The organism is Streptomyces sp. KL116D (assembly GCF_030766975.1).
In the GTDB taxonomy this organism is placed as follows: domain Bacteria; phylum Actinomycetota; class Actinomycetes; order Streptomycetales; family Streptomycetaceae; genus Streptomyces; species Streptomyces longispororuber_A.
The window spans coordinates 487,791-513,244 of the sequence record NZ_JASERH010000084.1; the positions used below are offsets into that span (position 1 = coordinate 487,791).

The 25,454-nt window shown below is 68.6% G+C and carries 24 protein-coding genes and 8 pseudogenes; 17 read left to right on the plus strand and 15 right to left on the minus strand.

Going from position 1 to position 25,454, the window contains the following annotated elements; genetic code table 11:
• Positions 1 to 139 precede the first annotated feature (139 nt).
• A pseudogene (locus tag RBJ77_RS34470) lies at positions 140 to 322 on the plus strand (MerR family transcriptional regulator); the annotation flags it as partial.
• Between the two features lie 98 nt (positions 323 to 420).
• Here the strand turns inward: RBJ77_RS34470 and RBJ77_RS34475 are convergent.
• The 3 genes and pseudogenes from RBJ77_RS34475 to RBJ77_RS34485 form a co-directional block, all read right to left on the minus strand.
• Positions 421 to 876: a SpoIIE family protein phosphatase gene (locus RBJ77_RS34475; RefSeq protein ID WP_372348569.1), complete on the minus strand. Its 456-nt coding sequence runs from the start codon at positions 874 to 876 to the stop codon at positions 421 to 423.
• Position 877: 1 nt separating this feature from the next.
• A complete protein-coding gene (locus RBJ77_RS34480; RefSeq protein ID WP_372348630.1) occupies positions 878 to 1,462 on the minus strand; it encodes a response regulator transcription factor in 585 nt (194 codons plus the stop codon).
• A gap of 303 nt (positions 1,463 to 1,765) precedes the next feature.
• Positions 1,766 to 2,087: pseudogene (locus RBJ77_RS34485) on the minus strand (IS5/IS1182 family transposase); the annotation flags it as partial.
• A 1,697-nt stretch (positions 2,088 to 3,784) separates the two neighbouring features.
• Between RBJ77_RS34485 and RBJ77_RS34490 the strand changes: the two are divergent.
• The 3 genes and pseudogenes from RBJ77_RS34490 (at position 3,785) to RBJ77_RS34500 (ending at position 5,816) form a co-directional block, all read left to right on the plus strand.
• Complete coding sequence (locus tag RBJ77_RS34490; protein WP_372348570.1) at positions 3,785 to 4,099, plus strand: hypothetical protein; 315 nt, start codon at positions 3,785 to 3,787, stop codon at positions 4,097 to 4,099.
• A 259-nt stretch (positions 4,100 to 4,358) separates the two neighbouring features.
• Positions 4,359 to 4,698, plus strand: a pseudogene (locus tag RBJ77_RS34495) (transposase); the annotation flags it as partial.
• A gap of 134 nt (positions 4,699 to 4,832) precedes the next feature.
• Positions 4,833 to 5,816, plus strand: a pseudogene (locus RBJ77_RS34500) (GNAT family N-acetyltransferase).
• Positions 5,817 to 5,855: 39 nt separating this feature from the next.
• Here RBJ77_RS34500 and RBJ77_RS34505 read toward each other — a convergent pair.
• The 4 genes and pseudogenes from RBJ77_RS34505 to RBJ77_RS34520 form a co-directional block, all read right to left on the minus strand.
• Positions 5,856 to 6,102, minus strand: a pseudogene (locus tag RBJ77_RS34505) (IS5/IS1182 family transposase); the annotation flags it as partial.
• A gap of 523 nt (positions 6,103 to 6,625) precedes the next feature.
• A complete protein-coding gene (locus RBJ77_RS34510) occupies positions 6,626 to 6,943 on the minus strand; it encodes an SAM-dependent methyltransferase (RefSeq protein ID WP_372348571.1) in 318 nt (105 codons plus the stop codon).
• A complete protein-coding gene (locus tag RBJ77_RS34515; RefSeq protein ID WP_372348572.1) occupies positions 6,903 to 7,274 on the minus strand; it encodes an SAM-dependent methyltransferase in 372 nt (123 codons plus the stop codon). Before RBJ77_RS34515 ends, RBJ77_RS34510 begins: the two co-directional genes overlap by 41 nt.
• Before the next feature lie 61 nt (positions 7,275 to 7,335).
• Positions 7,336 to 7,431: pseudogene (locus RBJ77_RS34520) on the minus strand (SAM-dependent methyltransferase); the annotation flags it as partial.
• Between the two features lie 623 nt (positions 7,432 to 8,054).
• Between RBJ77_RS34520 and RBJ77_RS34525 the strand changes: the two are divergent.
• Positions 8,055 to 8,390, plus strand: coding sequence for an SsgA family sporulation/cell division regulator (locus RBJ77_RS34525; RefSeq protein WP_372348631.1), 336 nt, complete (start codon positions 8,055 to 8,057; stop codon positions 8,388 to 8,390).
• A 689-nt stretch (positions 8,391 to 9,079) separates the two neighbouring features.
• Positions 9,080 to 9,858 (plus strand): annotated as a pseudogene (locus RBJ77_RS34530) (SigB/SigF/SigG family RNA polymerase sigma factor).
• Positions 9,859 to 12,031: 2,173 nt separating this feature from the next.
• On the opposite strand, the gene RBJ77_RS34535 reads toward RBJ77_RS34530, so the two are convergent.
• Positions 12,032 to 12,277 carry a hypothetical protein gene (locus tag RBJ77_RS34535; protein ID WP_372348573.1) on the minus strand — a complete coding sequence of 82 codons (246 nt, stop codon included), beginning with the start codon at positions 12,275 to 12,277 and terminating at the stop codon, positions 12,032 to 12,034.
• A 652-nt stretch (positions 12,278 to 12,929) separates the two neighbouring features.
• Between RBJ77_RS34535 and RBJ77_RS34540 the strand changes: the two genes are divergently transcribed.
• The 5 genes and pseudogenes from RBJ77_RS34540 to RBJ77_RS34560 all read left to right on the plus strand — a co-directional run bounded on the left by RBJ77_RS34540 (position 12,930) and on the right by RBJ77_RS34560 (position 16,314).
• The gene (locus RBJ77_RS34540; RefSeq protein ID WP_372348574.1) at positions 12,930 to 13,661 is read left to right on the plus strand and encodes a hypothetical protein; all 732 of its coding nucleotides are present in this window, start codon (positions 12,930 to 12,932) and stop codon (positions 13,659 to 13,661) included.
• Positions 13,624 to 14,259, plus strand: a complete 636-nt coding sequence (locus tag RBJ77_RS34545) for a PP2C family protein-serine/threonine phosphatase (RefSeq protein ID WP_372348575.1) — start codon at positions 13,624 to 13,626, stop codon at positions 14,257 to 14,259. Before RBJ77_RS34540 ends, RBJ77_RS34545 begins: the two co-directional genes overlap by 38 nt.
• Positions 14,151 to 14,711 (plus strand): PP2C family protein-serine/threonine phosphatase, encoded by a 561-nt coding sequence (locus RBJ77_RS34550; RefSeq protein ID WP_372348576.1) that lies wholly within the window; start codon positions 14,151 to 14,153, stop codon positions 14,709 to 14,711. Before RBJ77_RS34545 ends, RBJ77_RS34550 begins: the two co-directional genes overlap by 109 nt.
• A 32-nt stretch (positions 14,712 to 14,743) precedes the next feature.
• Positions 14,744 to 14,866, plus strand: a pseudogene (locus tag RBJ77_RS34555) (hypothetical protein); the annotation flags it as partial.
• Positions 14,867 to 15,093: 227 nt separating this feature from the next.
• Entirely contained in the window at positions 15,094 to 16,314 is a 1,221-nt protein-coding gene (locus RBJ77_RS34560; protein WP_372348577.1) for an STAS domain-containing protein, read from the plus strand.
• Between the two features lie 38 nt (positions 16,315 to 16,352).
• On the opposite strand, the gene RBJ77_RS34565 is transcribed toward RBJ77_RS34560, so the two are convergent.
• Positions 16,353 to 16,556: a hypothetical protein gene (locus RBJ77_RS34565; protein ID WP_372348632.1), complete on the minus strand. Its 204-nt coding sequence runs from the start codon at positions 16,554 to 16,556 to the stop codon at positions 16,353 to 16,355.
• A 317-nt stretch (positions 16,557 to 16,873) separates the two neighbouring features.
• Positions 16,874 to 17,206 (minus strand): helix-turn-helix domain-containing protein, encoded by a 333-nt coding sequence (locus RBJ77_RS34570; protein WP_372348578.1) that lies wholly within the window; start codon positions 17,204 to 17,206, stop codon positions 16,874 to 16,876.
• A gap of 257 nt (positions 17,207 to 17,463) precedes the next feature.
• Here RBJ77_RS34570 and RBJ77_RS34575 point away from each other — a divergent pair, with 257 nt between their 5' ends.
• The gene (locus RBJ77_RS34575) at positions 17,464 to 18,072 is read left to right on the plus strand and encodes an NADPH-dependent F420 reductase (protein WP_372348579.1); all 609 of its coding nucleotides are present in this window, start codon (positions 17,464 to 17,466) and stop codon (positions 18,070 to 18,072) included.
• Positions 18,073 to 18,331: 259 nt separating this feature from the next.
• Here RBJ77_RS34575 and RBJ77_RS34580 read toward each other — a convergent pair whose 3' ends face one another.
• A complete protein-coding gene (locus RBJ77_RS34580) occupies positions 18,332 to 19,180 on the minus strand; it encodes a cupin domain-containing protein (protein ID WP_372348580.1) in 849 nt (282 codons plus the stop codon).
• Positions 19,181 to 19,506: 326 nt separating this feature from the next.
• Positions 19,507 to 19,962 carry a hypothetical protein gene (locus RBJ77_RS34585; RefSeq protein WP_372348581.1) on the minus strand — a complete coding sequence of 152 codons (456 nt, stop codon included), beginning with the start codon at positions 19,960 to 19,962 and terminating at the stop codon, positions 19,507 to 19,509.
• A gap of 28 nt (positions 19,963 to 19,990) precedes the next feature.
• Between RBJ77_RS34585 and RBJ77_RS34590 the strand changes: the two genes are divergently transcribed.
• Complete coding sequence (locus tag RBJ77_RS34590; protein WP_372348582.1) at positions 19,991 to 20,200, plus strand: alpha/beta fold hydrolase; 210 nt, start codon at positions 19,991 to 19,993, stop codon at positions 20,198 to 20,200.
• A gap of 170 nt (positions 20,201 to 20,370) precedes the next feature.
• A complete protein-coding gene (locus tag RBJ77_RS34595) occupies positions 20,371 to 21,138 on the plus strand; it encodes an SDR family NAD(P)-dependent oxidoreductase (RefSeq protein WP_372348583.1) in 768 nt (255 codons plus the stop codon).
• A gap of 345 nt (positions 21,139 to 21,483) precedes the next feature.
• Here the strand turns inward: RBJ77_RS34595 and RBJ77_RS34600 are convergent, their stop codons facing one another.
• Genes RBJ77_RS34600 through RBJ77_RS34610 form a run of 3 tightly spaced genes read right to left on the minus strand, consistent with a single transcriptional unit; the run spans position 21,484 to position 22,452 of the window.
• On the minus strand, positions 21,484 to 21,879 hold the full coding sequence (locus RBJ77_RS34600) for a helix-turn-helix domain-containing protein (RefSeq protein ID WP_372348633.1): 396 nt from the start codon (positions 21,877 to 21,879) through the stop codon (positions 21,484 to 21,486).
• Positions 21,780 to 22,025, minus strand: a complete 246-nt coding sequence (locus RBJ77_RS34605; protein ID WP_372348584.1) for a hypothetical protein — start codon at positions 22,023 to 22,025, stop codon at positions 21,780 to 21,782. Before RBJ77_RS34605 ends, RBJ77_RS34600 begins: the two co-directional genes overlap by 100 nt.
• A gap of 19 nt (positions 22,026 to 22,044) precedes the next feature.
• The gene (locus RBJ77_RS34610) at positions 22,045 to 22,452 is read right to left on the minus strand and encodes a hypothetical protein (protein WP_372348585.1); all 408 of its coding nucleotides are present in this window, start codon (positions 22,450 to 22,452) and stop codon (positions 22,045 to 22,047) included.
• Positions 22,453 to 23,116: 664 nt separating this feature from the next.
• Between RBJ77_RS34610 and RBJ77_RS34615 the strand changes: the two genes are divergently transcribed.
• The 3 genes from RBJ77_RS34615 to RBJ77_RS34625 all read left to right on the plus strand — a co-directional run bounded on the left by RBJ77_RS34615 (position 23,117) and on the right by RBJ77_RS34625 (position 25,358).
• Positions 23,117 to 23,290, plus strand: coding sequence for a helix-turn-helix domain-containing protein (locus RBJ77_RS34615; RefSeq protein WP_372348586.1), 174 nt, complete (start codon positions 23,117 to 23,119; stop codon positions 23,288 to 23,290).
• Positions 23,291 to 23,686: 396 nt separating this feature from the next.
• Positions 23,687 to 24,208 carry a hypothetical protein gene (locus RBJ77_RS34620; RefSeq protein ID WP_372348587.1) on the plus strand — a complete coding sequence of 174 codons (522 nt, stop codon included), beginning with the start codon at positions 23,687 to 23,689 and terminating at the stop codon, positions 24,206 to 24,208.
• A 262-nt stretch (positions 24,209 to 24,470) separates the two neighbouring features.
• A complete protein-coding gene (locus tag RBJ77_RS34625) occupies positions 24,471 to 25,358 on the plus strand; it encodes a hypothetical protein (RefSeq protein WP_372348588.1) in 888 nt (295 codons plus the stop codon).
• The last annotated feature ends 96 nt before the right edge of the window (positions 25,359 to 25,454 follow it).

Genomic DNA, 25,454 nt, shown 5'->3' on the forward strand with positions numbered 1-25,454 from the left:
AGAGATCGTCCCCATCCTGCAGGTGCATTGCCGAGCGTCGATCGCGCGCCGGGAGCGTTGCGGGAACTGCACCAGGGACGTCACTTCGACACCCTGGTGGTGCAGATCTGACCTGACCCGGTGACGAGGGAGACCTCGTATGCGTATCGCAGACGCCGCGGCCGCAGCATGCACCACGCCCCTCGCGCTGTGCTTCTTCTGCGAGGAGCGTGGTCTCCTTCCGCCACCGCACCGTACGGCGACCGGCCAACGGGTCTATGACGAGCGGGACCTGGCCCGGGAACGGGTCGTCCGGCACCTGCTCTCCCTCGGCCTGATCGTGGAGGACGTCCGCGTCCGCGCCAGATCCTGGCGCCGGAGCCGTCAGCCCCTGCCTCAGGCGAGGGCGGTGGCCTTCTGCGCACGGCCAGGAGGGCGATGTCATCCTCGGCGTCCTCGCTGTAGTGACGCAACAGCGCGTCGCGCAGGGACTGCGGGGTGCGGGAGAGGGCGGCGGCGCGCCGGCAGAAGGTCCTCCAGGGACACGGCCAGGTCGATGCGGGGCCGTTCGATCAGTCCGTCGGTGACCATCAGCAGCAGGTCACCGTCGTCGAGCCAGGGCGGGCGTGGCGGGCTTGTGATCGAGGTTGAGGCCCAGCAACGGGCCATGGACGGGCAGAGTAGTCCGCGCCGCCGTCGGGTGAGATGACGAGCGAGGGGCAGGTGCCCGGCGTTGACGATGTCCATCGTGCCGCTGCGCGTGTCCAGGACCAGAAGACACATCGTGGCGGTGATCTCGGGGTGAAAGTGCACGAGCAGGCGGTCCATCAACTGCGGGATGCGATGCGGTTCATGGCCCTCCAACGCGTAGGCGCGCAGGACGTGACGCAGCTCCACCCTATGACGGTCGCCGCGGCCAGCGAGTGCCCGGCCACGTCGCCCACGGCAGCAGTACACCGCGTTCGACGGCGAACGCGGCGTGAGAAGTCGCCGCCCAACTGTGCGCGGTCCATGGCGGGTACGTAGCCGACCGCGAGGTCGATCCCCTCCAGCGCCGCCAGTTTCTGCGGCCGGGGAGGAAGGCGTGCTGGAGGTCGGAAGCGAAGCGGCGTTCGTCGTGGGCGGCCTGTTCCTCGCGTCGTGCGAGGAGTACCCGCTCCACGGTGGACAAGAGCTCCTCGGGCGCGACGGGAGACGCCAGATAGGCGCTGGCGCCGCCCTCAAGACCGCGGATGCGGTCACTGCCGTTGGCCTCCGCCGAGATGTGGACGATGGGGATAGGAGGCAGCTTGGGGTCCGCGGCGATCTGCCGGGCGAGCTCGAAGCCGCTCGTCACCGGCAGCCGCACATCGATGATCGCCATCTCCGGCGGTAGTTCGGAGCGGTGCAGAGCCGTCATGGTTTCGGAGGCCGAGGCGGCTTCCGCTGACTCGGTAGCCGGCCCGGCGGAGCACACTTCCCAAGGCGAGCCGGTTGGGCTCATGGTGCGTCGACCACCAGAATCGTGGCGTTCGGCCCTAACGTGGATCTCGCAATCGTCACGCGCGGAAACTACGGGGCTGGACCGGGCCGCACAAGCCCCGCAGCCCTCGTGTGGGTGATCTCCGTCCCGTCTGTTCGCAGAGTCGGCGCTATCGGGACCCGCCCGGACATCGAGTTCGGGGTTCCGGGCTCCCGGAACCCCGGGCCTTAAACATCCTGTCACGATGCGGCCGTTGTAGTCGAGCGCTTCCTCGTGGTCGAAGCAGGATTCTGCGTCTGGCCCGCAGGAGTCGCAGTCGGCCGGGCGGTTGCCCGGCAGTGGCCGGCGGACGATTACGACGCGGCGGGAGTCGGCATCGACGACCTGGTGGTTGGTGGAGTATCGACAGTTCTTCGACTGCTCAGCGACGGTGTGATCGCGGGTGGGCGCAAAGGCGAGTTCGTGCGCCAATACGCCGCCACCAGCAGCACCGGGTCTTCCAATGACAGGCCCCACGGTCGCCCGAGTTGCGTCTCGTTCGCGATCTCGTGACGCACTACCGTCACCAGCCTGCCGAAACGGCGCTGGGCTCAGCCCGGTGAGCGGGCTCTCAGGACGGCTCCGACGCCGTGATCGCACCAAGCACACCGTGATCATTCCACTGCTTCAGGTTCTCCCTGCTCGGACGCGATGCGGCAACGTTCGACCTGCTCGGCCACGTGATCCATGAACCAGCGCATGATCTCGTAGGGGATGACGTATGCTCGTCATGGCTGTGGATGTGGACGGTGGGTTCCTGGTGCGGATCCTCGTCGGGGATCACCGCCACCACGAAGGCCGTCCCAGGCAAATGGGTTTCCGCACTGGGGATCTCAGCCCACGCCGCCGGCGCGAACAGCCTCGCTCAGCTCCACACACCATGCGATCGTCCACGGCAAGGCGTAGTGGAACTGAAGGCATAGTGACGACCCGCATGGACGCGCAGCTCTGGCATGTCCGCAGACTGTCACAGCCCCGCGTCGACGGCTCGCGAGTATCCGGCTCAGCACCTGACCTGGTCGTCAACCGGCCTTTACAGGTCAGCCCTTGGTTGGCGAATGGTGCCAACTGCACAGCCTATTCAAGGGTGTCGTGACTGAGTTCGACAGTTGGCGGTGTGCTGGGGTCTATCACGGGCAGTTGCGACGGTGAGGTAGCCCAGACCCGGCTTCAGAGTGGAAGGGCCATTTCGTGTTCGAGGAGTTCGCCACCAGGACGGTGCGCACCAGTGACGCGTCCGTCTTCGTTCGGTACGGCGGGAGGGCCCGCCTCTCCTGTTGTTGCATGGCCACCCGCGAACGTCGGCGACTTGGCACCGGGTCGCGCCCGTCCTGCGCGCCGCGGCTTCAGCGTCGTCTGCCCCGACCTACGCGGGTATGGGCGCTCCCGCGGCCCGGCGCCTGCTTCGGATCACGTTCCGCACTCCAAGCGCGCCGTGGCCAGGACATGGTCGAGGTCATGCAGACGCTCGGCCACCAGCGCTTCGGTCTCGTCGGCCACGACCGGGGGTCGCCGTGGCCCTCCGCCTGGTCCTGGACCGCCCCTCCGCAGTGACCCGAGTGGCGTTCCTGGACGGCCTCCTCTGAGCGAGCACCTGACCCGCGCGGATGCCCGGTTCGCCACCGCGTGGTGGCACTGGTTCTTCTTCGCCCAGCCGGAGATCCCCGAACGCGTCATCAACGCCGATCCGACGCCTGGTACCGCGGTGACCCCGAAGTCATGGGGCAGGAGAATCACGACGAGTGGAGGGCCGCCACCCGCGATCGAGACGTCGTCCGCGCCATGCTGGAGGACTACCGCGCCGGGCTCACCGTGGACCTCCACCACGAGGAAAGCGGGACCGTGCCCGGGGTGCACGGATCGGCTGCCCGGTGCCGGTTCTGTGGTCGCTACGAGACGACTTGGAGGACCTGTACGGGGACCCGCGCACCATCTGGCGCAACTGGGCCGACGATGTCCAGGGCTATGGCATCGACTCCGGCCATCATGTGAGCCGAGGAGGCGCCCGCTCTCTGACGCTCTGGGCGACTTCTTCCATTGCTGACGCCGCCTGCGGAAGATGATCGCTGGGAGGAATGGAACATACGCTCGAAGTACCATCCTCGCAAGGCTCTCCGGCCGGTACTTCCCCACCTTCGCAGTGGCGTGGTCGGACGGAGACATCCCTGTAGAGAGGCAGAGCGCGATGACTGTGGCTGAGAGTTGGTCGCGTGCGATGAGTCTTCTTCGGGAGCACGCGCCGGCCGATCACGCGGATCTGCCGGGGCCGCTACGGAGCAGATGCTCGCGGCAGCTGAGGAACGGATGGGCATCTCCTCCATGGGGACCTGCGCACGTGGCTGTTGCGGAACAGTCTCGATCTCGCCGGAGGAAGACGCCGACGACGACGTGATGTGCTGCGGCTTCGACGGGTTCGACGTGGAAGCTTCTTTCTGGGCATCCGGGCGATGGAGTAGTCTGTACGCGAACCGCTCCAGGCCCGGTGGATTCGACCCGCCGGATCAGCCGGACCACCCGTTCTGGCGCACTGAATGGATCCCGTTCCTTTCGGACCAGGACGGCTGGAGGGGAAAGTTCGTCGATGTGCGGGACGGGCGCGTGTCGGCAGATGGTTCGTAGGAGCCCACGGTCACGGGCGAGTACGAATCTGATGGCCCGGTATTTCGACTCCGTGGAAGAAATGCTGGCGAGGATCGCCGATGGACGCTCCCGGTCTGTCGGTTCACCGAAGGGCGACTTGCTTGGTCGTGAGACAGCTCCTCACCGGATGATCGGCCGTCGCCGATCCGTCCTCGCCCTGGAACGGCGATGAGATGCATCAGCGCCGACGCTCCAGGGTGAGGTAACGGCGGCGAGGGCGGTCATGCGGTAGAGCCCGCTGCGGGACTGCCAGCGGCGTGGCATGCGCGCTCCCGTTCTCGCCGTCGGCGACGGAGCCCTGGGCTTCTGGAACGCGTTGAACGAGTATTCCCGAAACGCGCCACCAAGGGTAGCTGGGTTCACAGGACGGCCAACTGCCTCGACAGCCTCCCGAAGTCAGCGTCAGCCCACGCGGCAAAGAAGGCCATCCAGAACATCTACAACGCCGGGGACAAGGAGCGTGCGGCCGCCGCGGTCAAGGCGTTCGCCAAGCAGTACAGCGCGAAGCCCCCAAGGCCGTCAAGAAGATCGTCGATGACGAGGATGAGCTGCTGACGTTTCTGCGATTCCCCGCCGAGTGAATGCACCCACCTTGTCGCCCTCGTCCGCGCTGGGGCCCGCTTTGAACGCGGCCAGCTCGCTTGACCGGTCGCAGACGACCGCAGCGTGAATAGGGTGGCGGACCTGCCTCGAAGTTCGAGAACATCCGGTCATGTTGGATGGCACGGCAGGACAGGGCCTTCCGGTCGGCCTCGGGTTCCGGCCGTATCGCGGCGACGAAGACCACGGCGCCATGGCCGCGGTGCGGCTGGGTGTGTCGAACGGGACCGGGTCGATGTCCATTCGGTAGTGGAAGGGCTCCCGACAGCGGCGGAGATCGCCGAAGCTTCTGCCAAGTCGGAGGAGCCGTCCAAGAACCAGATCCTGGTGGTGATCGACGAGAGCGTCGTCGGCTGCGCGACGATCCGGTGGTGGCAAGAGCGGGACGATACGTGGCTGTACCTGCACCGCGGCTACTCTTGCCCGAGCATCGCGGCCAGGGCATCGGCTCAGCCATGCTGAGCTGGGCCGAAGAGCGGATCCGCCAGCTCGTCAATCAGCATGGAACGGCGCGGACGGCGGTGATCGGCGCGAACGCCGTGGCCTCCGAGCAGGACGCCACGGCACTTCTGCGGGCAGCCGGCTACCGACATGTCTTCAGCCTGGTCGGTGAGCTGGAGCTGGACGATCTGCAGCAGGTGCCCGAGCCGGGCAGCGAGCTGCCAACCGGGATACGGACAGGGCCGATCGGGACAAGCCACTACCGTGCAGCCTGGAGGACGGTCGTCGATTCGTACGCGGACCGCGGTTTCACTCAGAGATGGCCTTTCCAGGACTTCGTCGACACCGCCGACCCGGCATGCTGGAGGGCTGCCTGGAACGGGCAGGACATGGTCGGCGTCGCCCTGTGCTCCATCCGCCGTCACGACCACACCGTGGGCGAGGTGGAAGAGCTGAGTGTCCGGATGGACCAGCGACGCCTCGGAATCGGCCGGGTCCTGCTGCTGGACGGGCTGCGGAGCCTGCGCGAGCAGGTGCAACGACCGCTCGGCTGTTCACGGGCACGGCAAATCCGCACCGGTCCTACGACCTTTACGAGAGTGTGGGGTTCCGGCGGCGGAACGAGTACGTCCGTTACCGCAAGCCGCTTGCTTGATCGACCGGCCATGGGGCTGTCGGGCCAGTCCACAGGGTTTGGCGCCCGCCAGGACGGGTGGCCGACGACGGCCGTGACGTAGGCGTGGGCGGTGCCGACGGATACTCCGCAGCCGGCGGCGATCTGTGCGAGCGTGTCGTGCCGGTGTAGGCAGACGCGGCCGATCAAGGCCGGGCTGGTGGGGTGGCAGCTTGCAGCGTTGGTCACCCTCACGGATGAGGATGAGCATGGATACCCACTCGACCAGAGCGTGAGGCAGGTCGAGTGCAGCAGGCTGGGGTACCAACAGGGCTCCTGTGCCTATGGGTTGAGATCGTCGAGCACCTTCCTCAACGGCCCGGGAGCCCTGTGCACTGCGGTCCTCATCCTGACTCGGCCAGGGACACTCGATCAGGGGTCACTCTGAACGAGCTCAGTGATCAGCGAATGATGCCCAACGTGATGGCGGTCGGCGTGATCAACGAGCCCAGGCCGGCCAGGGATGGTTACGGCCTCGTCCTTGCTCGTTTTGTCGGGGTCGACTCTCTTCGTCAGGTCGTCCAGCGAACTCCGTTGACTGTCAGCTTGTTCACCGAGGAGAGCAGGCCTGCAGTTCGGACGGGGACTGCCTGCTGGCCGGTTCTGCGGGGTGGCCCATGGTGCTGAGCGCCTCACTCGTCGCTCTCCTTCCAGGGAATTCCTGAGCTTCGTGCCTGCTCCACAAGATGAAGGGAATACGCATCGGACTGGGCAACCGAGCAGTGCGGCGCGCTTCGCGTGCTGGGATCAAGGAATGTCGCACCCCATGCACATGCCGCGCCGCTCGGCGTTCACCGCTTGCGGGCCACGCCGCACATCGCGACGTCCACCGCGTCATCGGCGGGAAGTGTGGCGTCCGGGCGCCAGGCCGACGTGGCGACGACGCCCGGTTCCACGACGTCCAGGCCCGAGAAGTAGTCGGCTATCTCCTGCGGTGAGCGCAGGTGGTAGGTGTTCGCCGACTGCGCGTTGTACGCGGTCACGGCTGCGTTCAGCGCTTCGTTGGTGTTGATGCCGTCGCTCAGTGCGATGTAGCTGCGGACGGCAACGCCTCCAGAAGCGTGGCAATCAGTTCCGCGGGGCGGTCGGCGTCCGACAACGTGGCCCATGATGCCGAGCAGGGTCAGGCCGACCGGTCGGCTGAGAGTCCAGCGCGTGCGCCGCTTCGGCCAGAATCCGCTCGGGATTGCGCACGTCCTCCGACAGGTAGGCGCACGCTCCCTCCGGGGTGCTGGTCAGCGGGGCTCGGGCGTGGGCGAGGACGAGCGGGTCGTTGTCGACGTAGACGATCCTGCTGTCCGGGGCGATGCGCTGGGCCACTTCGTGGGTGTTGTCGGCGGTGGGCGGCCCGGTGCCGATGTCGAGGAACTGCCGGATGCCCGCTTCGGCCGCAAGGTAGCGCACGGCGCGCACGAGGAATCCTCGCTGGAGCCGTGCCACGGCCGCGAACTCCGGGAAGGTCGACAGAATGGCGTCGCCGAGCCTCGCTGTCGACCTGGTAGTTGTCCTTGCCGCCCAGGAGGTAGTTCCACACGCGCGCCGAGTGCGGGCGGTCCGTCTGCAGTCTGCTCTTCAGATCAGCGTTCATGTCATCCATGGGCACAGCTTCACACGGAGCAAGGAGTCGCAAGGTCAACTCGCGACAACGATGCCCTCTTCACGTCGCGTCGCCCTGCACCGGGAACAACCAGGCATGGCAGTGGCGCAGGGTCCGCCTGCTTCAACTGCTCGGTGATCAGAGTGATGAGTGACGGCGGGCCGGCACCCCTGCGCCGTGCTCTGGCCACACGGGCGTCGTGACGACGGCGTTGTCGGCACCTGACGCCGGCGCAGTGGACGGCACAGGGCCCGGGTGCGCCACGGCAGCCCCGAGCCTCGGATCCCCTGATGGAGTGCCCCACCGCGCGTGGACCGCCAGAGGAACCCGGGGCGCCTTCGGTGCGTGAGGCACCGCGAGAGGGGCTACGTGTGTCTCTCGGTCCGGACCGGTGGCCGTCTTCTTCCTCCCACGTCCCGCTTCAGGACCGCCCTATGCCCTTCCTGCGCGCCCTCCGCCACCGCTTGCACCAGGCCGTCGTCGCACTCGGTCGCCGCAACCCGCGACCCGCGCAGAGAGCGCGTCCCGTCTCCTCGCACCGGACGCCGGTCCTGCCCCGCATGCCGGTCTCCGCTTTTCCGGTCCGACTCCACTGCGAGGACGGCCAGTTGGTGCCGCTCCTGATGGCGCTCCGCTACGACCGGCACGACCCCTTCGCCGTTCGCCTCGCGTTCCACGGCCCCGGCGGGCGCAGCACGCAGTGGTGGCTGTCCAGGGACCTGCTCATGACCGGCTCCGAGCCGAACACGGTCCACGGTGACGTACTGGTGTGGCCCTCCTGGACGGTTCGGGCAACGAGGTACTGCTGCTGCGCCTGTTCCGACGACGCCAACGCACTCATCGAGGTCCGCCGCGGCCCCTTGAGGCACTGGCTCGCCCAGCACCTACATTGCCGTCCCTGCCGGATCGGAGATGGGCGAGGTGGACTGGTCGGAGGAGATGCGGCAGCTGGCGCGTGACCTGTGACGCAGCCACCGCCGTACCGCCTTTCCCGTGACGGGCCCCTTCCCCGGCCGGCCGGAGGTGGTGTCTGAGGGCCCTGGCAGCTGGGTAGGTGGAGGAGGGTGTGCTGCGAGATTGGTTGGTGGACGGGGCTGGGGCTTGGTGGGGGAGTGGGGAAGAGTGAGTCTCCTCGCACGGTATGACGGATGGGCTGGCGACAGGCGTGTGCCGGGACAGCAGCGACCGGCGTGCGCGACTCGGCGGGGCCCGCGATGGCCGACCGCCAACTCCACTTCACCCTGGGCCCGTCCGCCCTCCCTGGCGCGAATGCGCCGGCTTCTATACCCGCCTCGGTCGGGCATCCACGCGTCCTGCCCCTTGCCGAGGAAGGCTCACCTCCACCCGGCTTAAGCCGTTCTTCGCGCTGTGTCAGAAGCGGTCTTCGTCCGTGGTCGTCCAGCAGGGCACCGAACAGGGAGACGGCGAGGGTGATGCGCTCGCCCCGGGTGATGGGGTGACTGCGTGGCAGACGCGGCTGCCCCTAGGTCGCGTCTGTTGGCCTGGGGTGTTTAGGGCAAGGCTGCCGGGCAGCCGGGCTTTGAGTGCTTGGGACAACAGGCGCATCTGCGGGAGTGGTGCATCCAGATGCTGGGGCTGTCGCTGCTCACCGCGGACCTATCCGTGAGCAGCGACTGGAGGACCCCTGATGGCCACCCGCCACACCCACGATGATGCTCCCGACACCACCGAGGCGTTTCGCCGGCTTGCTGTCGCGCCGGCAGGGCCGGAACGCGAGCTGCTGGTGGAGGAACTGGTGACGGCCTGGCTTCCGATGGCGCACCGCCTCGCCACCAAGTTCCGGGACCGCGGGGAGAACCTTGAGGATCTCCGGCAGGTCGCGGCGATGGGGCTGGTGAAGGCGGTGGAGCGCTACGAACCCGACCAGGGCGCGTTCGAGGCGTACGCGATCCCGACGATCACCGGGGAGATCCGGCGTCACTTCCGTGACCACGGCTGGGACGTGCGGGTGCCGCGCCGCGTGCAGGACCTGCGCAACAAGGTCCGCACCGTACGCCGCGACCTGCTCAACCGGCCCGGCCACCCCGGTGAGCCGACCGCAGAAGTAGCGCTGCGCGGGCGGGTCTGACGGTGGATCAGGTCCGTGACGGCATGGAAGCCCTGAGAGCTACAGGGCCCTGTCCCTGGACGTCGAATTGACCGGGACGGACGACGGCTTCAGCCTGGCCGACACTCTCGGCACCGTTGAGGCGGCCTACGACCGCATCGATGATCGCGAAGCCGCCAAGGAAGGTCTGCGCGCCCTCCCGGAGCGCGAGCGCGAGATCCTCTACCTGCGCTACTTCGAAGACATGAGCCAGGCCCGCATCGGCGAGAAGATCGGTGCTCTCCCAGATGCACGTGTCCCGGCTGATCGCCCGGAGCTGTGCGCAGGTCCGCAACCATGCGCTTGGTGCGGCCGCTTAGCAGCCGCAGGTGCGCTCCCCGGGCCGGCGACGTCGTGACGTGCCGCAGCCCAGGGCTACCGTGTAGACAGTCGGCGCTTGGGACCACAGGCGCTCGCTCGCGGCCCTCATAGCGGCTGCGGCGCCCGCCGCCGTCCCATCGCGTGATCGGAACATCCATGAGAAATCCTGCGCACCAGCCCGTCGTGACGTCCCAGGCGCGCCGCCATCTGTGGCTCATCGAACTGGCCGGCACGGTCACCGAGCACGAACTGGGAAGCCTCTACGCCGCAACCACCACCGCGCTGGGCCGGCACGCGGGCGATTGCCTTCGCGCTGAGCCAGGTCGATCGGTGCGATGCCGCACTGGCCTGCCATCTTGTCAGCACTCCGGCGCACCCGCCCGGTGATGCTGATAGCGCCCTCGCGTCCGGTGACGCAGGCTGCTGGCCCAGCTGCCAGCAGCATCACGGCTGCCGGTCTACTCCGACTTGGCGGCAGCGCTGAGCGCCACAGCAGCGACATGAGACCTCGCGCCCGCGCGCCGGGGCGATCACCCGTGGTCTTCTTCGCGGTCTTCCCCTCCCGATCCCTTGAGCTGCTGTCCGCTACCGATCTGGCCGGCGGTGCGAACGCCTCGAATCCGAAGCCGTAGAGCTCCGCAATGCGGTGGCCGCGCGAGCCGTGAACCACTTCCCGATTGAACAAGTTCGTCAAGGCTGCGCCAGCGAGACCGTGGGAAACCCTGCGCCTGCGGGAGAACAGCGCGATGCGCGCGAGCGAGGCCGGCCCCGATCGCGGCTGCGGCGGGTGAACGGGAGAGCGGACTCGTCGCTGGTTGACGAGCCCGCCACCAAATCAACTACAGGTGTTCGTGCTGTACATCGAGTACCGCCACTTCGAGTTGACGGAGAAGAAGAAGCACTGGTCAGCCAGCGGCCGTACGCTCGATGTCCTGATCGAACTGCTCCCCGACGTACGTCAGTTATAGGTACTCCCCAGAGGCATGTGCGTGCTTGCGTACAGGGCCGAGGCAGGCAACGGTGAGGGAAGAGAGGGCACCGCGGCCGAGGCGCTGCGCGACATCGAGGCGGCGCGGAACGTGCCCGCCTGACGCCAACTCCGTGCCGGGATGGTTCGGGCCGGTGGGCGAGGCATCTGGTGGGCAGTCAGGCCGACCTGACTGCCCACCAGGATCCCGCCCACCGGAGATGCTGGGGTCTTGTCCTGGCGGCTGTGGGTGGCGTGGCTCCTGCTCATGCTGCGCCTCGTGGCGCGCCGCTCCTGGCAGAAGGCCTGAGCGTTCTCCCTCCAGTGCCGAAGATGTCGCACGCGACAGCGGCCCTCGGCGTCGCACTCGCGTCGCAGGGTCAGTGAAGTTCCCACGGCCAGACCCAAGTTCAGCACGGATCAGGGGCCGACCATCAGTCCGTCATCCAGGCCGTCCATCGTGGTGGCACACGCGGTTGGATCGGTGTCCGTTCCGTCTTGAGCGCCTCGCCGCGAGTGTGTGTGACAGGCGTGGGTATCCGGCAGGCAGGAGGACCACATGTCACACCTGCCGAAACATGAAGCGCCAGGTTGGGCCAGACCAGGATCCAGCTGGGTTCCAAAGTATGCTGGCCCATGCTCTGCCTCACCGTTGCACTGCTGGTCTGGCGCATCGTCGACGGAGACAGCCCAGGGAAGATCACGGTCACGGCGGGCATCGCCCTCGTATTCGTCTGTGTCTGGTCTCCAACCGGTCAGCAAGACGGCGCTCACAGAACGAAAACCCGCACCGCCCCCTGTAGCCAGCCGCATTCGGCGGGAGGCCGCGCGGAACGGACCCGGTGTGACGACGCGCAGGCGCAGGACCCGATCGACCGCGTATACCCACACATTCAGGCAGCGTTGATGCCAGGCGCCCCGTCGCGATGGGTGTCCCAGCGCACGACCGCACAGCTGTCCGGCGGCAGGAACTCCACGAACCTCGTGATCAGCCTCGCTCTCGCCCATCCCGCCGCGATCACCCCGTGCGCCATGCTCATCAGCGGCGACGTGGCCGCCCCACATCACCCGCCGCCGCATCGTCCGGCCTGCGCCGCACCCACCCGGGCGCGATCAGCCTCTCGACGAGCCGCACCCGGAGGCCGCCGACGGCCTCGCCCAGGCCTGCGCGCCCGCGAACCGCACACTGCTCAGACGCGGCCCCGTCAGCGCTGGGACGCCTTGCGCTGCAGAGCTTCGCGCCGGGAGCGGAGCTTCTTCTGGCGTTTCTGGCTGGCCTTGCGGCGCTCTGCGCGCTCGCGGGCGGCGGGGCTCCTGAGTTTGGTGTGGTCCGGCAGGCGGAACAGCGCCCACGCCAAGCCGATGATCAGCAGAAGGAACACGATGCCGAGTGCGGCTGCGGCCCCCGGCGGCAGGTCTCCGACCTGTTCGACTCGTGTACGGATGTTCATGCGTCCCCCGGGGTCCTACGCCCATGCTTGTGAAGCCGGACCTTAACAAGTGCCTTTGCGTCATGGACCTTCCCGCCCACGAGAGATGCGATGCCGTGGGCGCATGGGTATACAGCTCAGGGTCCTGCCGAGCCGAAGGTGCCGGTCATTTCGGACGAACGCGCCTTTCCGCCTGTTCCCATCGGCTGGCGGCGCCCAACCGAGAGGTTCTGCGCCGTTGTTCAGCCTTGCTACGGGTCGCTCACGTTCGGCGTGGGCGACGTCGAAGAGCGCCTCCCTCGCTTGTGCGTGGCCGTCGAGGAAGTCGCGGAGAACCGGGCGATGCTTTCGGCGTTCCGAGGAAGCCCCGCTCGATGAGGGGCAGCCTTCCCTGTGACTGAGCGCACAGTCGAAGGCGCGCCGCGCTGACCCCGCTCCGCCACTTGCCGGCCGGGCGGTGGACGGGAGACCACTCCGGCCGCACCGACCCCCGCCACCTGGACGAACCAGCCCTCACCCGGCGATCGGGGCACAGCCGTTCGCAGCTTCTCCGCAATTCATTAAGGATTGAAACGGGTTTAGTAGCGGTCTTCCGCTGGTTGCGAGCCGGGTACCGGGCGTGGTTAGCATCGGCGGTCGGGTCGAGCGGGCACCTCCTGCAACAGGCCGTGATGTGCGTGCAACCCTGGCAACCAACTGGAAGGTGGTGGAGGTTCGCCTGCGTGGGCCTCACATGATGATTTCCTCTCCGGAGCCCCTCAGTTCGCCCGGCGCCGGGCTGACCGAATCCCCCACGAACCACCCGTGCGCCAAGGTGATCGCGGACGCGGAAGGCGTGGTCGTCGCGTGCGACGACGTGGCCACCGTGCTGCTCACCGGGCTGACTACGGGCACCCTGCTGCGCGATGTCGCTCCCGACTGGCTGGTCCGAGCACACGAACGGATCGCATCCGCGGAACCGGCCCTGCGCGCACACCTGCTGGAGACCGTGCAGGGCTCCGTCGGCGACCAGCAGGTGGACGCGATTCCCAGTCTCTCCGGCAGTGATGCGGTGACATGGTGGCTGGTGGACCACCGTGACCTGCGCCTCGTGCGGGCACAGCTGGACGAGGAACGCGACCGCAGCCGCCTCTTGCAGGACATCTTCACGGAACTACTGGCCTCGTTGAACATCGAGCGGTGCATGGAGGTGACCGCGCGCATGACCGCGGACCACCTCGCGGACGTCGCCGTCGTCGTGGGCGTCGGCAGCGGCCGGTCCCATCCGGTGACGTGGGCTGTCCGCGGCGGACCGGTGCGCCGGAGGCTGATCTCCATCGACGCAGGAACTGCCCGGCCTCGCGGAGGCGTTGGCCGGATTCCCGCCGGTGCCCTCCCGCTGGATCGACCCCGCCTCCGTACCTGACTGGGCCGTACCGGAGGAACTGCAGGACGGCCCGGTCGCCGACATCGGCTCGGTCGTGGTGGTGCCGCTTCCCGGACACGGACTGCCCGCCGGGGCGATCATCCTGCTGCGCCGCAGCACCGAGACCGCCTTCACCCAGGAGGAAGAGGCCTTCGCCCGGCTGTTCGCCGCGCGCGCAGGCGCCGCATTGTCAGCGGCCCGCCTGTACGCGGAACAGGCGCACATCACCGAAGTGCTGATGCGCGACCTGCTGCCACCGCCGCTGGAACGCGTGCGCGGCATCGACTTCTCCGGCCGCTACCGGGCCTCCGCCTCGTCCGACCGCATCGGCGGCGACTTCTACGACGTTCATCCCGCCGGCCACGAGGACGGAGAGACGTTCGCCGTGCTGGGCGACGTGTGCGGCAAGGGACTGGAAGCGGCCGTCCTGACCGGCAAGATCCGCAACACGCTCCAGGCCCGCTGCCGTTCGCCGACGACCACGCCCGCATGCTGTCGCTGCTCAACAGCGCCCTGCTGTCCTCGCACCACACTCGCTTCGCCACGATGGCGTTCGCGTCGGCTTCCCGCGTCGGTGACATCGTCAGGCTCCGCGTGACCAGCGCCGGACACCCGCCACCCCTGATCGTGCGCCGTGACGGACGGGTCGAGGAGACCGCGACGCGCGGCACGCTGATCGGGGTGCTGCCCGAGGTGACCGCATCGACCGTCAAGGTCGAACTGCGCCCGGGGAGACCTGTCTGCTCTATTCCGACGGCATCACCGAGGCACACGGCGGCTGGGGACTCCATGTTCGGTGAGACCCGGCTGCACGACGTTCTCACCAAGTGCGCGGGACTTCCGGCCGAAGCACTCACCGAGCACGTGCAGATGGTCGCGACCCAGTGGGTGGATGACGGTCCGAAGGACGACATGGCGCTGCTGGCCATCAGCGCCCCCAGGCCGCCCGCCCCACCGCGGGCGACGGACACACGCAAGGCAGGTTCACCGCATGACCCACGCGGCACGATCGCACCGGGCGAGCTGCGCGATCAGCTGTGGAGGGCCTGAGCGATGTCGACGAAAGACGCGCGGCCGCCGTGGTGCACTCGGCGCTCGACACCGCGAACCGCCAGGGACTGACCCCTCAGGAAGCGGGCGAGCGCGTTCTTCTCGGCATCGTGGCACCGGCACAGGCACGCGTCGGTGCGGAGTGGGCGGCCAACAGGCTCACCGTCGCCCAGGAACACGCCGCCACCGCGATCAACGAACGCTGCGTGGCGACGATTGCCTCGGCGACACCCCCGCCACCGGGGCCGGCACGCGGACACGTCACGGTGGCCTGCGTCGACGGCGAATGGCACGCCCTGCCGGCCCGCCTGGTCGCCGAAGTGCTGCGCCTGCGCGGTTGGCACGTCGACTACCTCGGCGCGCAGGTCCCCACCGACCACCCGTGGTCGCGCACCTGCACCGACGCAGCTCCGACGCCGTCCTGCTGTCCTCGTCCATCCCCACGCACCTGCCCGTCGCGCACAACGCGATCAGCGCCTGCCAAGCCGCCGGCATCCCCGTCCTCGCGGGCGGCGCCGGCTTCGGCCCCGACGGCTCCTACGCGCGCATGATGCAGGCCGACTGGGCCCCCGACGCGGTGGGAGCCGACACCGCCCTCACCCACGGCCTCACGCGCCCTTCCGCGGCCTCGGCCCGGCTGGCCGGCGCGGACCTGCCCCACCTGAACGACCAGGAATACACCATGGTCCGCCAGAGCCGCCGCCAGCTCGTCAAGCAGACCTTCGCGGACGTGGAAGAGAGCTTCCCGCCGATGCGCGACTACACCGCGTTCCAGCGCGATCGCGCGGTCGAGGACCTCGACCACATCGTCAACCATCTCGCCGCCGCTCTCTACGTCGACGACCCCGCGCTCTTCACCCGCTTCATCGCCTGGACCGCCGGCATCCTCACCGCACGCGGCGTCCCGGCCCACAGCCTCCTGCCCGCCCTCGCCTCACTCAGCCGCCAGCTGAGCGACTTCCCTCCGCACCAAGACCGCCCTCGCCCAGGCACACGAAGCGCTGGTCGTTGTGCCCGGACAGCGCTCATGAACGGCGAACAGCTGCAGATCACTTCCAGCGACGGACCCGGCGTACTCGTCCTCCACGTCACCGGATGCCTCGACTACGACACCGGTGAACAGTTCACCCACTACGCCAAGGCCGCCATGGAAGACGCTCAGGCCATCGTGAAGACGGTCACCGTGGACTGCGCCGGCCTCACCGGAATCGATTCCATGGGCCTTTCGGTCCTGCTCGGCCTGCGGCGCCGCACCGACGAGGCAGGGGCCGCGCTCGCCCTGAGCAACCGCCCACCGCGTCTGAACCGCTTCCTGGAGATCACGGGCACTCTGGACTACCTCACGCTCCAGCCTCGGGTACGGGCTGCGGGCGACGGTGCAGCACCCGAGCCCGCAGCAGACCACCCCGGCCCGCACACTCGGAACGAGACCAGAACAGCTCGACACCGACGCCCCTGCGTAATCGGCCTGCCTGGAAACCAGAGATTCCCAGGTCTTTCCGTGGCGACGAACCGGGTCAGGGACCCGGCGGACCGGGTTGGTACCCGGTGGAAAACCGTGCCTGCCCTCGAACTCCCGCGCCATCCCAGCCCGTACTCCTGAAACCGCACCCACCCGATCGAGGACGGCCAGGCGGATGACTACTGTGCTGCTGTGGCTACGCGGTCGCGGAGCAGGGCGAGCTTTTCGGCCGCGCCGGTGTGGGGAGCGGCCCAGTTCAGCACGATGTGCGGGTCGGCGCGTTCGATGGTCATGATGTCGCAGTCGAGGACGATCTCGCCGAGGTCGGGGTGGACAACTGTCTTGTGCGAGCGCCCGATCGGCCGGGTTTCGTAGCGGGTCAGAGGTCGGCGAAGCGCGGGTTGGTCTCTCGCAGTCCGTCGATCAGCTCGGTGACGGCGCGGTCGTCGGGTACCGGTCGGCGGCCCGGCGCAGGTCGGACACCATCATGCGTTCGAAGGCGTCGGCGTGTGCGGCGCCGCGCTCGATGCGGGAGGCGCCCGGTGCGGGCGAGGCGGCGAAGTGCCCCCAGATCAGATTGCTCGACCGGGCATCGGCCTAGGGCCGGGACTGCCTGAACAGCTCGGCCCAGAGCGGGGTTGCTCTGCACGATGTCCCAGGAAGCGGTGAAGACGGCCAGCGGTGTCGCTCATCCGGTCAATCATGCGCTGCACGCCGGGTGGCACTCACGTGGCACTGTCCCGGACGGCGGGACGACCGCGCCGGCCAGTCGGTAGAGCAGTTCGCGCTCCACGGCATTGAGTCTCAAAGTCCGGGCGAAGGCCGCGAGGACTTGCCGGGAGGGGTTCCTCGCGCGGCCCTGTTCGAGCTGTACGAGGTAGTCGGCGGAGATGCCCGGCCAGAACCGCCAGCTCCTCACGGCGCAGGCAGCCGGAACTCGTCGATTGCCTGCCACCGGCAGACCGACCGCGGCCGGGCCTATGCGCTCTCTCCACGCCCGCAGTGCTGGGCCGAGCTCGGTGTGGGTGGTCATGGATCCAGTATGAGTCTGCTGGTGAGGAGCTGGGTGGTACTGGCGCTACCAGGGACGACAGCGCCTGGTGCACCCTGCGGCCCGGCCGAGTATCGACGTGTCAGTCCAAGCGCGTCAGAGCACGGCGGCACCTTGCCGACTTCTGGCAGCGCCTCTGTACAAGGAGATACCCAAGATGGCTCCCACCATCGGAATCATCGGCTCTGGTCTGGTCGGCGGCTCCGTCGCTCGCCTGGCTGTCGACGCCGGCTACAGCGTTGTGCTCAGCAGTTCACGGGAGCCCCGAATCGATCGCGGAACTCGTCCAGGAGCTCGGTCCGCTGGCGCGCGCCGCAACGGTCGATGAAGCGATCGCGGCCGGCGACATCATTGCCCTTCCTGTCCCGCTCGCGAGTTTCGAGGCCCTGCCCGCCGACAAGCTGGCCGGGAAGGTCGTCCTGGACCAGACGGACTACTACCCGGAGTTCTGGCGCAGCGCCGAACTCGATGCCGGCGAGCTCACCTCGTCAGAACTCGTGCAGCGGCACCTCAAGGACTCCCTGGTGGTGAAGGGCCTGCACAATCTGGACTGGAACCACATGTACTCAACGCCCGCCGGAAGGGCGACGCCGAGCGGACGACCTTGCGCGATCGCGGGCAACGATTCCGCTGCCAAGAAGGCGGTGACACTGTTTCTGGAGGCGGTCGGCTACGACGTGGTCGATGCCGGATCGCTCGCCCAGAGCTGGCGGATCGAGCCCGAGACGCCCATCTACTTCTGGCCGTACGCCCCTGCCATCCCGGACGGGATCACGGGAATGAAGAGAAGCGCTACTACCTCGAACACCCGGTGCCGCCCGTTTCTCCCGAAGCCGCCCGCACGATGATCGCCAGCGCGGAGCGACCGGCGCCCGTCGGTGGCACGCTGGCCGGGATGCCTCCCGCCCACGTCGCCATCTTCATGGACCAGGCGAGCGCCGGTACCGTGAACAAGTGACCCCGGGCGCGTCGGGTGCCGTCCTGCGGCACTCGGCGCGCCGATTCCTCGGCCTCTGGCGCGAACTCCGCAGGGTGTGACCCGAAGGCCGCTATCCCACCCGTGCCTGTTGGCGTGCCTCGTCGCGGAAATACCGAGGAGAGTTCCGACTACGCGCCGGAATGCCGTACTGAAGGCGCTCTCGGATTCGTAGCCGTCGCCGCGGCCAGCTCGGAGATGGAGCGGGTGTCGCTGCGCAGCGCGTCACGGGCCAGACTCATCCGCCATTCGATGAGGTAGGTCAGCGGGGCTGTGCCGACCTTGGCCTTGAACGCCGCGGCGAACGCGGACCGTGACATGCGGCTGACCGCGGCGAGCTCGTCGAGCGTCCAGCGTCGGGCCACGTCCGCATGCATGGCGCGCAGGGCCGCTCCGATGCCGTCCTCGACCAGGGCGCCGAGCCAGCCGACGGGCCGGTCGGTCTGATCGGCGTGGACGCGCAGCATGTGGACGAGGATGAGCTGTGCGAGGTGCTCCAGGACCAGGGATCGGCCGACGCCGGCGGATTCCATTTCCGCGACCGTGAGGGCGGAGAGGTTGGCCAGGAGTGCTCCGCGGGGGTCCCCGGCCCGGACCAGGACGATGGGCGGCAGTACGTCGAAGAGCACCGAGGCGTTCGTCTCCTCGAAGACGAAGTCGATGCAGCACACGTAGGTGTCCTCATGGGCCCTGGCGCCGATACGCACCTCGCCGTCGTTCTCGCTCTCGTGAAAAGCAGCGGCCTGGCCCGGCGGCATGTCGAGAAGGCTGGCCAGTGTGTAGGAGGGCGGGTTGTTCAGCAGGAAGAAGTCGCCCTGGCGCAGCTGCACCGGTTCGCAGCCGTCGAGGGCCATCCAGCACTCGCCACTCAGGACGACGCCGAGCTTCACGTGCGCATGGGGATCGAAGCGCACGGCCCAGGGGGAGGCGGCGTGCACCCGGGCCGGGACGACCGCCTGCGTGCGCAGAAGTCGCAGCACATCGACGATCGGGTCGCCTGATCCGACAGGCCCACCGATTGGACGATGCGTAACGTTCTCGGAATCCACGTTATTCATCATACGCACGTGCGCTCCTACGGTTTACTCCATGAGCAACACAGAGACGGTGCCCGCAACCGGCACCCACCTCAGACGCACTGCCGCGCAAGAACTACAAGATGATCGACGCGCTCGGACACCAGCTGCGGGTGTACGACGAGGGACCGGCCGACGCCCCGACCCTGGTCATGTTCCACGGAGCCCGCACAACTCGCTCGAATTCCGCTTCAACGTCCCCGCGCTCGTCCGGGCCGGATACCGCGTCGTCATCCCGGAGCACCTGGGAGCCGGCGGATCCGACCGACCCGAGGAGCGTCGAGCTGTACTCGGGCCACCACGACTACGAGCGCGCCCTGTCGGTCGTCGACGCCCTGGGCATCGGCACCTTCTATGTCGAAGGCGGCGACCGCGGAAGCCTCCCGCTGTGGATGCTTGCCGCCCTGAACCCCGAGCGGGTCCTCGGTCTCATCTCGGAGAACGTCAGCCACCTCAACGGCTTCTTCATCGATCCCGCCCTCGATCAGCGCAGGCGCTCCTGGTACATGTCCTACTTCCAGTTCGAGGCCGCGGACCAGGCGCTGCGAGCAAAGCGACTGGGCGCTGGCCAGGAGTTCTTCGACTGGCACCCGGACATGGAGCACATCATCGCCGACTGGGAACGGCCCAACGGACTCCAGGCCAGCTGGCTCAACTGGTACCACGCCACGGTCAATCCCGACCACGCCCCCAAGACGGAGCCTGCTGCCCGACGTGACGGTGCCCGTCCTGCAGCTCTACTCCATGAACGCCTACATCGGCCCCGAACAGCTCATCACCGGCCGCGAGTTCATCAAGGGCCCCTTCACTCTCAAGCGCATCGGCGGAGCGGGCCATTTCATCGCCCGCAACGCCCCCGACGTGTTCAACCGCGAGGTCATCAAGTGGCTCGGCGACCGCGAGAGCGAGCGTCGCGGCAACTGAGTCAGCCGAGACGTCCTGAGCTCGTTCGCGGGACGGGCTCAGGACGACCTGCCCGCCAGGGGGCGCAGCCTGCCGTCCCCTTTCTCTGTGCTCGCTGCCCAGGTCGCCCGAATCAGCGCGTAGCAACCCGCCACGATCAGACAAACCCTCTTCTCAGTAAGGAATTACCTGTGTCAAAGTCGCTCGCTGGAAAGACTGCCCTCGTCACCGGAGGCTCGCGCGGTATCGGGCGCGCGATAGCCGAACGCCTCGCGGAGGAAGGCGCGCTCGTCGCGCTCACCTACAACGCCAGCAAGGACGGTGCCGAAGAGACCGTCGCAACGATCGAGAAAGCCGGCGGGAACGCCTTTGCCCTCCACGCGGACCTCGTCGACGCGGAATCCATCCCCCACCTGTTCACGCGTCTCGACGACGAACTCATGCGGCGCAACGGGGCCGGATACCTCGACCTGCTGATCAACAACGCAGGCAGCTCGGGCTGGGGCGGCCTCGCGGACGTCACACCGGACAGCTGGGACACGATGTTCGCGGTCCACGCTCGCGCGCCCTTCTTCATCGTCCAGTCAGCGCTGAGTCGCCTCGCGGACGGCGGACGGATCATCAACGTCTCCTCCGGCGCAGGATCGCGACCGATGCAGGCGGTCCCCGTCTACTCCATGGCGAAGGCCAGCATCAACAACTTCACCCACGCCCTCGCGATGGAGCTGGGGCCCCGAGGTATCACGGTGAACGCCGTCGCGCCCGGCTGGGTGCGTACCGACATGAACGCTGCCGTCCGTGAGAACGCGGATCTGGCGGCGGCGATCGAAGCGGACACTGCCTTGGGACGCTTCGGTGAAGTCTCCGACATCGCTTCGGTCGTGGCCTTCCTGGCGTCCGACGCGGGCCGCTGGGTGACCGCGCAGGTCATTGAGGCGAGTGGCGGCTACAAGCTCTGACTCGAGCAGAGGCATCGGGGTGAACGGGGGGCCGGCCTCGCTGGATCTGGCCGACGACGACGTCGGACAGCCTCGAAGGTGCTCGAAGGCCAGGAACAGGCGCGGTAACCAGGCCCTTCCTCCTTCCCGTAGGGCCGACAGGTCAGGCCCGCCGACCGGGCTCCCAGCAAATCTGTCGTGCCGCGTGCAGTGACACGAGATGGATGATCTCTGGGTGGTCGATGGCGTCCCAGCGCGGGTCCGCAGGCGCACTGAGTCGTCTTCCTGCTGCGGACGTAGTCGGCGTTCGGGGTCGGACGATGGTTCGACAGGGATGGCCGCCGAAGGGTTCGCCGTCCTGGTCCGTCACGTCAGTTCTTCTCGTGGGCCGCGGCGCGCAGTCGCGGGGGACATGCCGTAGGCGTCGTCTTGAAGCGGTGGCTGAAGTGCGTAGAGGTCACTGAAGCCCCAGCGGCGGGCGACGGCGGCGATGGTGTGGTCGCTGGTCGAAGGGCGGGCGAGTTCCTCGCGCGCTCCTTCGAGCCGCTGTTCGATGATCCACTGGGTGAGGCTGAAGCCCGCCTGGGCGCAGAGTTTGTACAGGTGCCGTTCGGAAATGTGGTGGGCTGCGGCGATGCGGGCGGGGCGGAGGCCGGGTTCGGTCAGGTGGCGCCGGACGTAGGCGCGGATCTGCGTGAGCCGTGTCTCGGCGAGGACGGTGCGTGTGTGGTGTGAGTCCTGCCGGACGGCGGAGGCGACCAGGCGCGCGCGAGGGCGATGGTGATCTCCTCGATGCCTGAACTCGCCGGGTCGTCCAGGAGGTCGTCGATGCTGCTGGTGAGGTGCGCGATGTGGTCGGTGACCATGGGGTAGAGGCTGGCCGTCAGATGGGGCAGTGCCCTGCGCACGGCACGTCGACGGGAAGTGTCAGCTGGTCGAGGGGACCTGGATGCAACGTGAGGCGCCGTCGCCCGACCACGCGTAGTCGTACGGGGCGGAGTGGTCCATCATCAGCAAGTGTCCTCGTGGCACGAGCCGTTGATGACCGAGGTGGCTCTGGCGTCCTCGGGAGGCCGTCTGCACGGCGAAGGCGATGAGAGGCGCCGAGTCGTCCTGCCTGGCCTGCTTGGCGGTGCGCACCAGACGGATTCCGGTGGATTCCGTACTGAAGACTTGCATTGTCCTCATCGGCCAGACGTCCATCTTGGCCCGGATGCCGGCGCCGGCTTCCTCCTGCAACAAGAAGCAGGGAGCGCTGGAGCTGACCATGGCCGTGTACATCGCCTCGGCACGGTCGGCCGGCGCGATGTTCGCCGTGTCGAGCACCGTGACCATCAGCAACCCCCCGGAACGCGACGGCCGTTCACTGCTGGGGTCACTTTATCGACAGGTCCGGTAGTGGTGCGGCCCTCGGGTGCCGGCGGCGGGCAGCGACCGCGGACTCGGCGCCGGACGGCGTGCTAGGAATCGCCCTGTCCGGGCTTCGGGTCGTGCGCCGACAGCCAGGGACAGTGCGGTGACAGCCAGCTCAGCGGCGGATCGGGTGCCTAGAGTCCGCGGTGTCGGCAGCCCTGGTGTGTCCGTTCGCCGTGCTGCCAGGGCTCGGCGACCACATCGGGAAAGGAAGCCGGCGGCGGGCCGCGGCCGTCATCACGCCTGGGGGGCGATGTGCTGGTTCTCGACACGGTTGGTCTTCCGGTCGCCGATCGGGCCGTGGCGTTGCACGCCGTGGCGGTGGGAGAGGCGGGTAACTGCTCGATCGACCAGGAGGCAACTCCGGGGCGGCATGCGGAAAGGGCTGGAGGTCTGGCGCCTCGGGCTGCCCCTCACCCTGTACGCCGCCGTCAACTTGCACGGTGTCCACCCTGCTCCTGCACGGCGCGACTGCTTCCGTGCCTTGTCCGGGACCGGGGTGCGCGGTGACCCGCCAGCTCCGCACCACAGCGCACGCCGTTCCACGCTGCAAGAACTTGGCCCGCCCGGCTGGGTGGAGGAAATCATGAAACTGGGACCACGGCTTCGTGAGCTGCGGCGGGCAGCCGGATTGACGATGGAGGAACTGGCTGAGGCGTCGGGGGTGAGCGCCCGGGCCATCAGCGACATGGAACAGCACAGTCGCACGCCGCAGCCTCGCACGCTCGCCGCGCTCGCTGCCGCGCTGAAAGTGAAGTGATCAGGAGCGGCGGCGGCTGGAGGAGGACGTCCGCGCGCTGCGCCGCAGCGGCACCGGGTCCCGTCCAGGACTGTGTGAACCGCCGCGAGTGGTCGCCGACTTCACGGGCCGGGCGGACGAACTGGCGGCAATCCGCCGGACCGCCGCCGACGGCGACCACGGCGGCCCGGCCCCGGTCAGTCCTCGTCCACGGGCAGGCCGGAGTCGGCAAGACAACCTTCGCGCTGCGGGCCACCGAGGCCCTCCGAGCAACTACCCCGGTGGCTGCCTCTACGTCGACCTGCGCGGCGTCGACCCGCCCCGCCCTCCGCCGGCGACATCGCCGTACGCCTGCTGCGGGCGCTGGACGTACCGGCACGAGCCGTCGCCGCCTCGGACGAGGAGCGGTGCGCGCAGGTGCGGGCGGTACTGCGGGAGCGGCGCTGCCTGCTGGTGCTGGACAATGCCGCAGGCGAGGCGCAGGTACGACCGCTGCTGCCGGGCGCGGGGGCCGGGCCGGTGCTGGTGACCTGCCGAAGGGTGCTGAGCGGTCTGGAGGGAGTGCGGCGGCTGGCCCTTGCCCCGCTGACGCCCGAGGAGTCGGCGGCTTTGCTGCGAGCGATCGCCGACCAGGCAGCGCGGCCCTCGGCGGCCGAGGATGTCACGGAGGTGTCCCGGCTGTGCGGGAATCTGCCGCTGGCTCTGCGCATCGCCGGCACCCGCCTGGCCACGAGGTCCGGCTGGTCGGTGCGCCACCTGGTCGAGCGGCTCTCGGACGAGGACCGGCGGCTGGCCGCACTGCGCACCGGCGACGTCAGCGTGGGCGCCGCGTTCTCGCGCTCTCCCACGTACAGCTCTCCGTCGCGGCGCGGCGGGTGTTCCGGCGGCTGGCGCACCTGCCGGGAGCGGACTTCTCCGCTTCGTTGGTCGCCTTGGTGACCGACGACGACCTGGCCGACACCATGGACGTGCTGGAAGAACTGGTGGAGCTGGGGCTGCTCCAGCCCCGCGGCGTCGACCGCTACCAACTTCACGACCTGCTGCGGCTCTTCGCCGATGAGCGGCTGCGGGGCGAGGAACCGGAGGAGCGAGCGGGCGGCCGTCCGGCTCGGCATGGCGCGGCGACTGCTGGAGATCACGGTCACTGCGGGCCGCTGGTTCGAGCCCGGCTTCGGCGCCGCCGGCGTCCTGGGCCGGTCCGGTGCCGCTCGCCACCGCCGACGAGGCCGCCCACTGGCTGCGGTCCGAGGCGGCGAACTGGCTGGGGGCCCTGCGGATCGCCGCCGGGGCGGACGAGCACCGACGGGTCGTGGAGACCGCCGAGGCGCTGCACTGGTTCTCGGACACGTCCATCGCCTGGCGCGGCTGGTACGAGGTGTACGGGCTGTCCCGGGCGTCCGCCGCGGCACTGGGCGACCGCCGGCTGGAGGTGACCCACCTCAACTACTACGCCTGGGCGGCCAGCGCCTGCGCCCGACGCTACGACGAGGGACTGGCGGCCGCGCTTGCCGCCCGGGACATCGCGGCGGCCGACGGCGACCTCAAGGAGGAGGCGTGGGCGTTGCAGTACGCCGCGGACGCCGTGCACCTCGACGGGCGTCCCTGGGAGGCACTGGAGTTTCTCCGGCAGGCTTTGCGTCCGGCTGATCTCGCCGACGACCACGACGGCTACGTCCATCTGCTGGTCCGCATGGGCAACGTGCAGGACATCCAGGGCCGGCACGAGGAGGCACTCGCCACGTACGGCAAGGCGCTGCGGGAGCTGACGGAACGGCCGGTTTCGGCACACCAGGAGGCGGCGCTGGCGAGGATCCTCGTCTACTCGGCGCACGCGCTGGGTCTCCTCGGGAGGCACGAGGAGGCGTTGGAGCAGGCTCAGGAGGCCCTGGCGACGACCACGGCGCGGGAGACACCGGCACTGACCTGCCGCCTCCATCTCGCCAGAGGGCTCGCGCTCGCCGGATTGGGCAACCACCGGGCGGCCCGCGCCGAGTTGACCCGGGTCGTCGAGCTGACCGAGGAAATGCCGCTGCACTCCCGGGCCTTCTCCGACGAGGCCACCAAGGTCCTTGCCTCTCTGGGCGGCTGACGACCCGGATCACACGCAGGGCTGTTCTGCGTGCCGTTCTGCATGGTCCGGCCGAACGGGCGCTGCTTTCCTCCTCGTACGGCCGCATCGGCCGCA

What these genes read in the sequence shown, in the direction of transcription:
- RBJ77_RS34480 (WP_372348630.1), bottom strand. Translation starts at nt 1,462, where the DNA reads ATGAGCCCAACCGGCTCGCCTTGGGAAGTGTGCTCCGCCGGGCCGGCT.
- RBJ77_RS34490 (WP_372348570.1), top strand. Translation starts at nt 3,785, where the DNA reads ATGGGCATCTCCTCCATGGGGACCTGCGCACGTGGCTGTTGCGGAACA.
- RBJ77_RS34510 (WP_372348571.1), bottom strand. Translation starts at nt 6,943, where the DNA reads ATGGGCCACGTTGTCGGACGCCGACCGCCCCGCGGAACTGATTGCCAC.
- RBJ77_RS34525 (WP_372348631.1), top strand. Translation starts at nt 8,055, where the DNA reads ATGGCGCTCCGCTACGACCGGCACGACCCCTTCGCCGTTCGCCTCGCG.
- RBJ77_RS34535 (WP_372348573.1), bottom strand. Translation starts at nt 12,277, where the DNA reads ATGAACATCCGTACACGAGTCGAACAGGTCGGAGACCTGCCGCCGGGG.
- RBJ77_RS34550 (WP_372348576.1), top strand. Translation starts at nt 14,151, where the DNA reads ATGCTGTCGCTGCTCAACAGCGCCCTGCTGTCCTCGCACCACACTCGC.
- RBJ77_RS34570 (WP_372348578.1), bottom strand. Translation starts at nt 17,206, where the DNA reads ATGACCACCCACACCGAGCTCGGCCCAGCACTGCGGGCGTGGAGAGAG.
- RBJ77_RS34610 (WP_372348585.1), bottom strand. Translation starts at nt 22,452, where the DNA reads ATGGTCACGGTGCTCGACACGGCGAACATCGCGCCGGCCGACCGTGCC.
- RBJ77_RS34615 (WP_372348586.1), top strand. Translation starts at nt 23,117, where the DNA reads ATGAAACTGGGACCACGGCTTCGTGAGCTGCGGCGGGCAGCCGGATTG.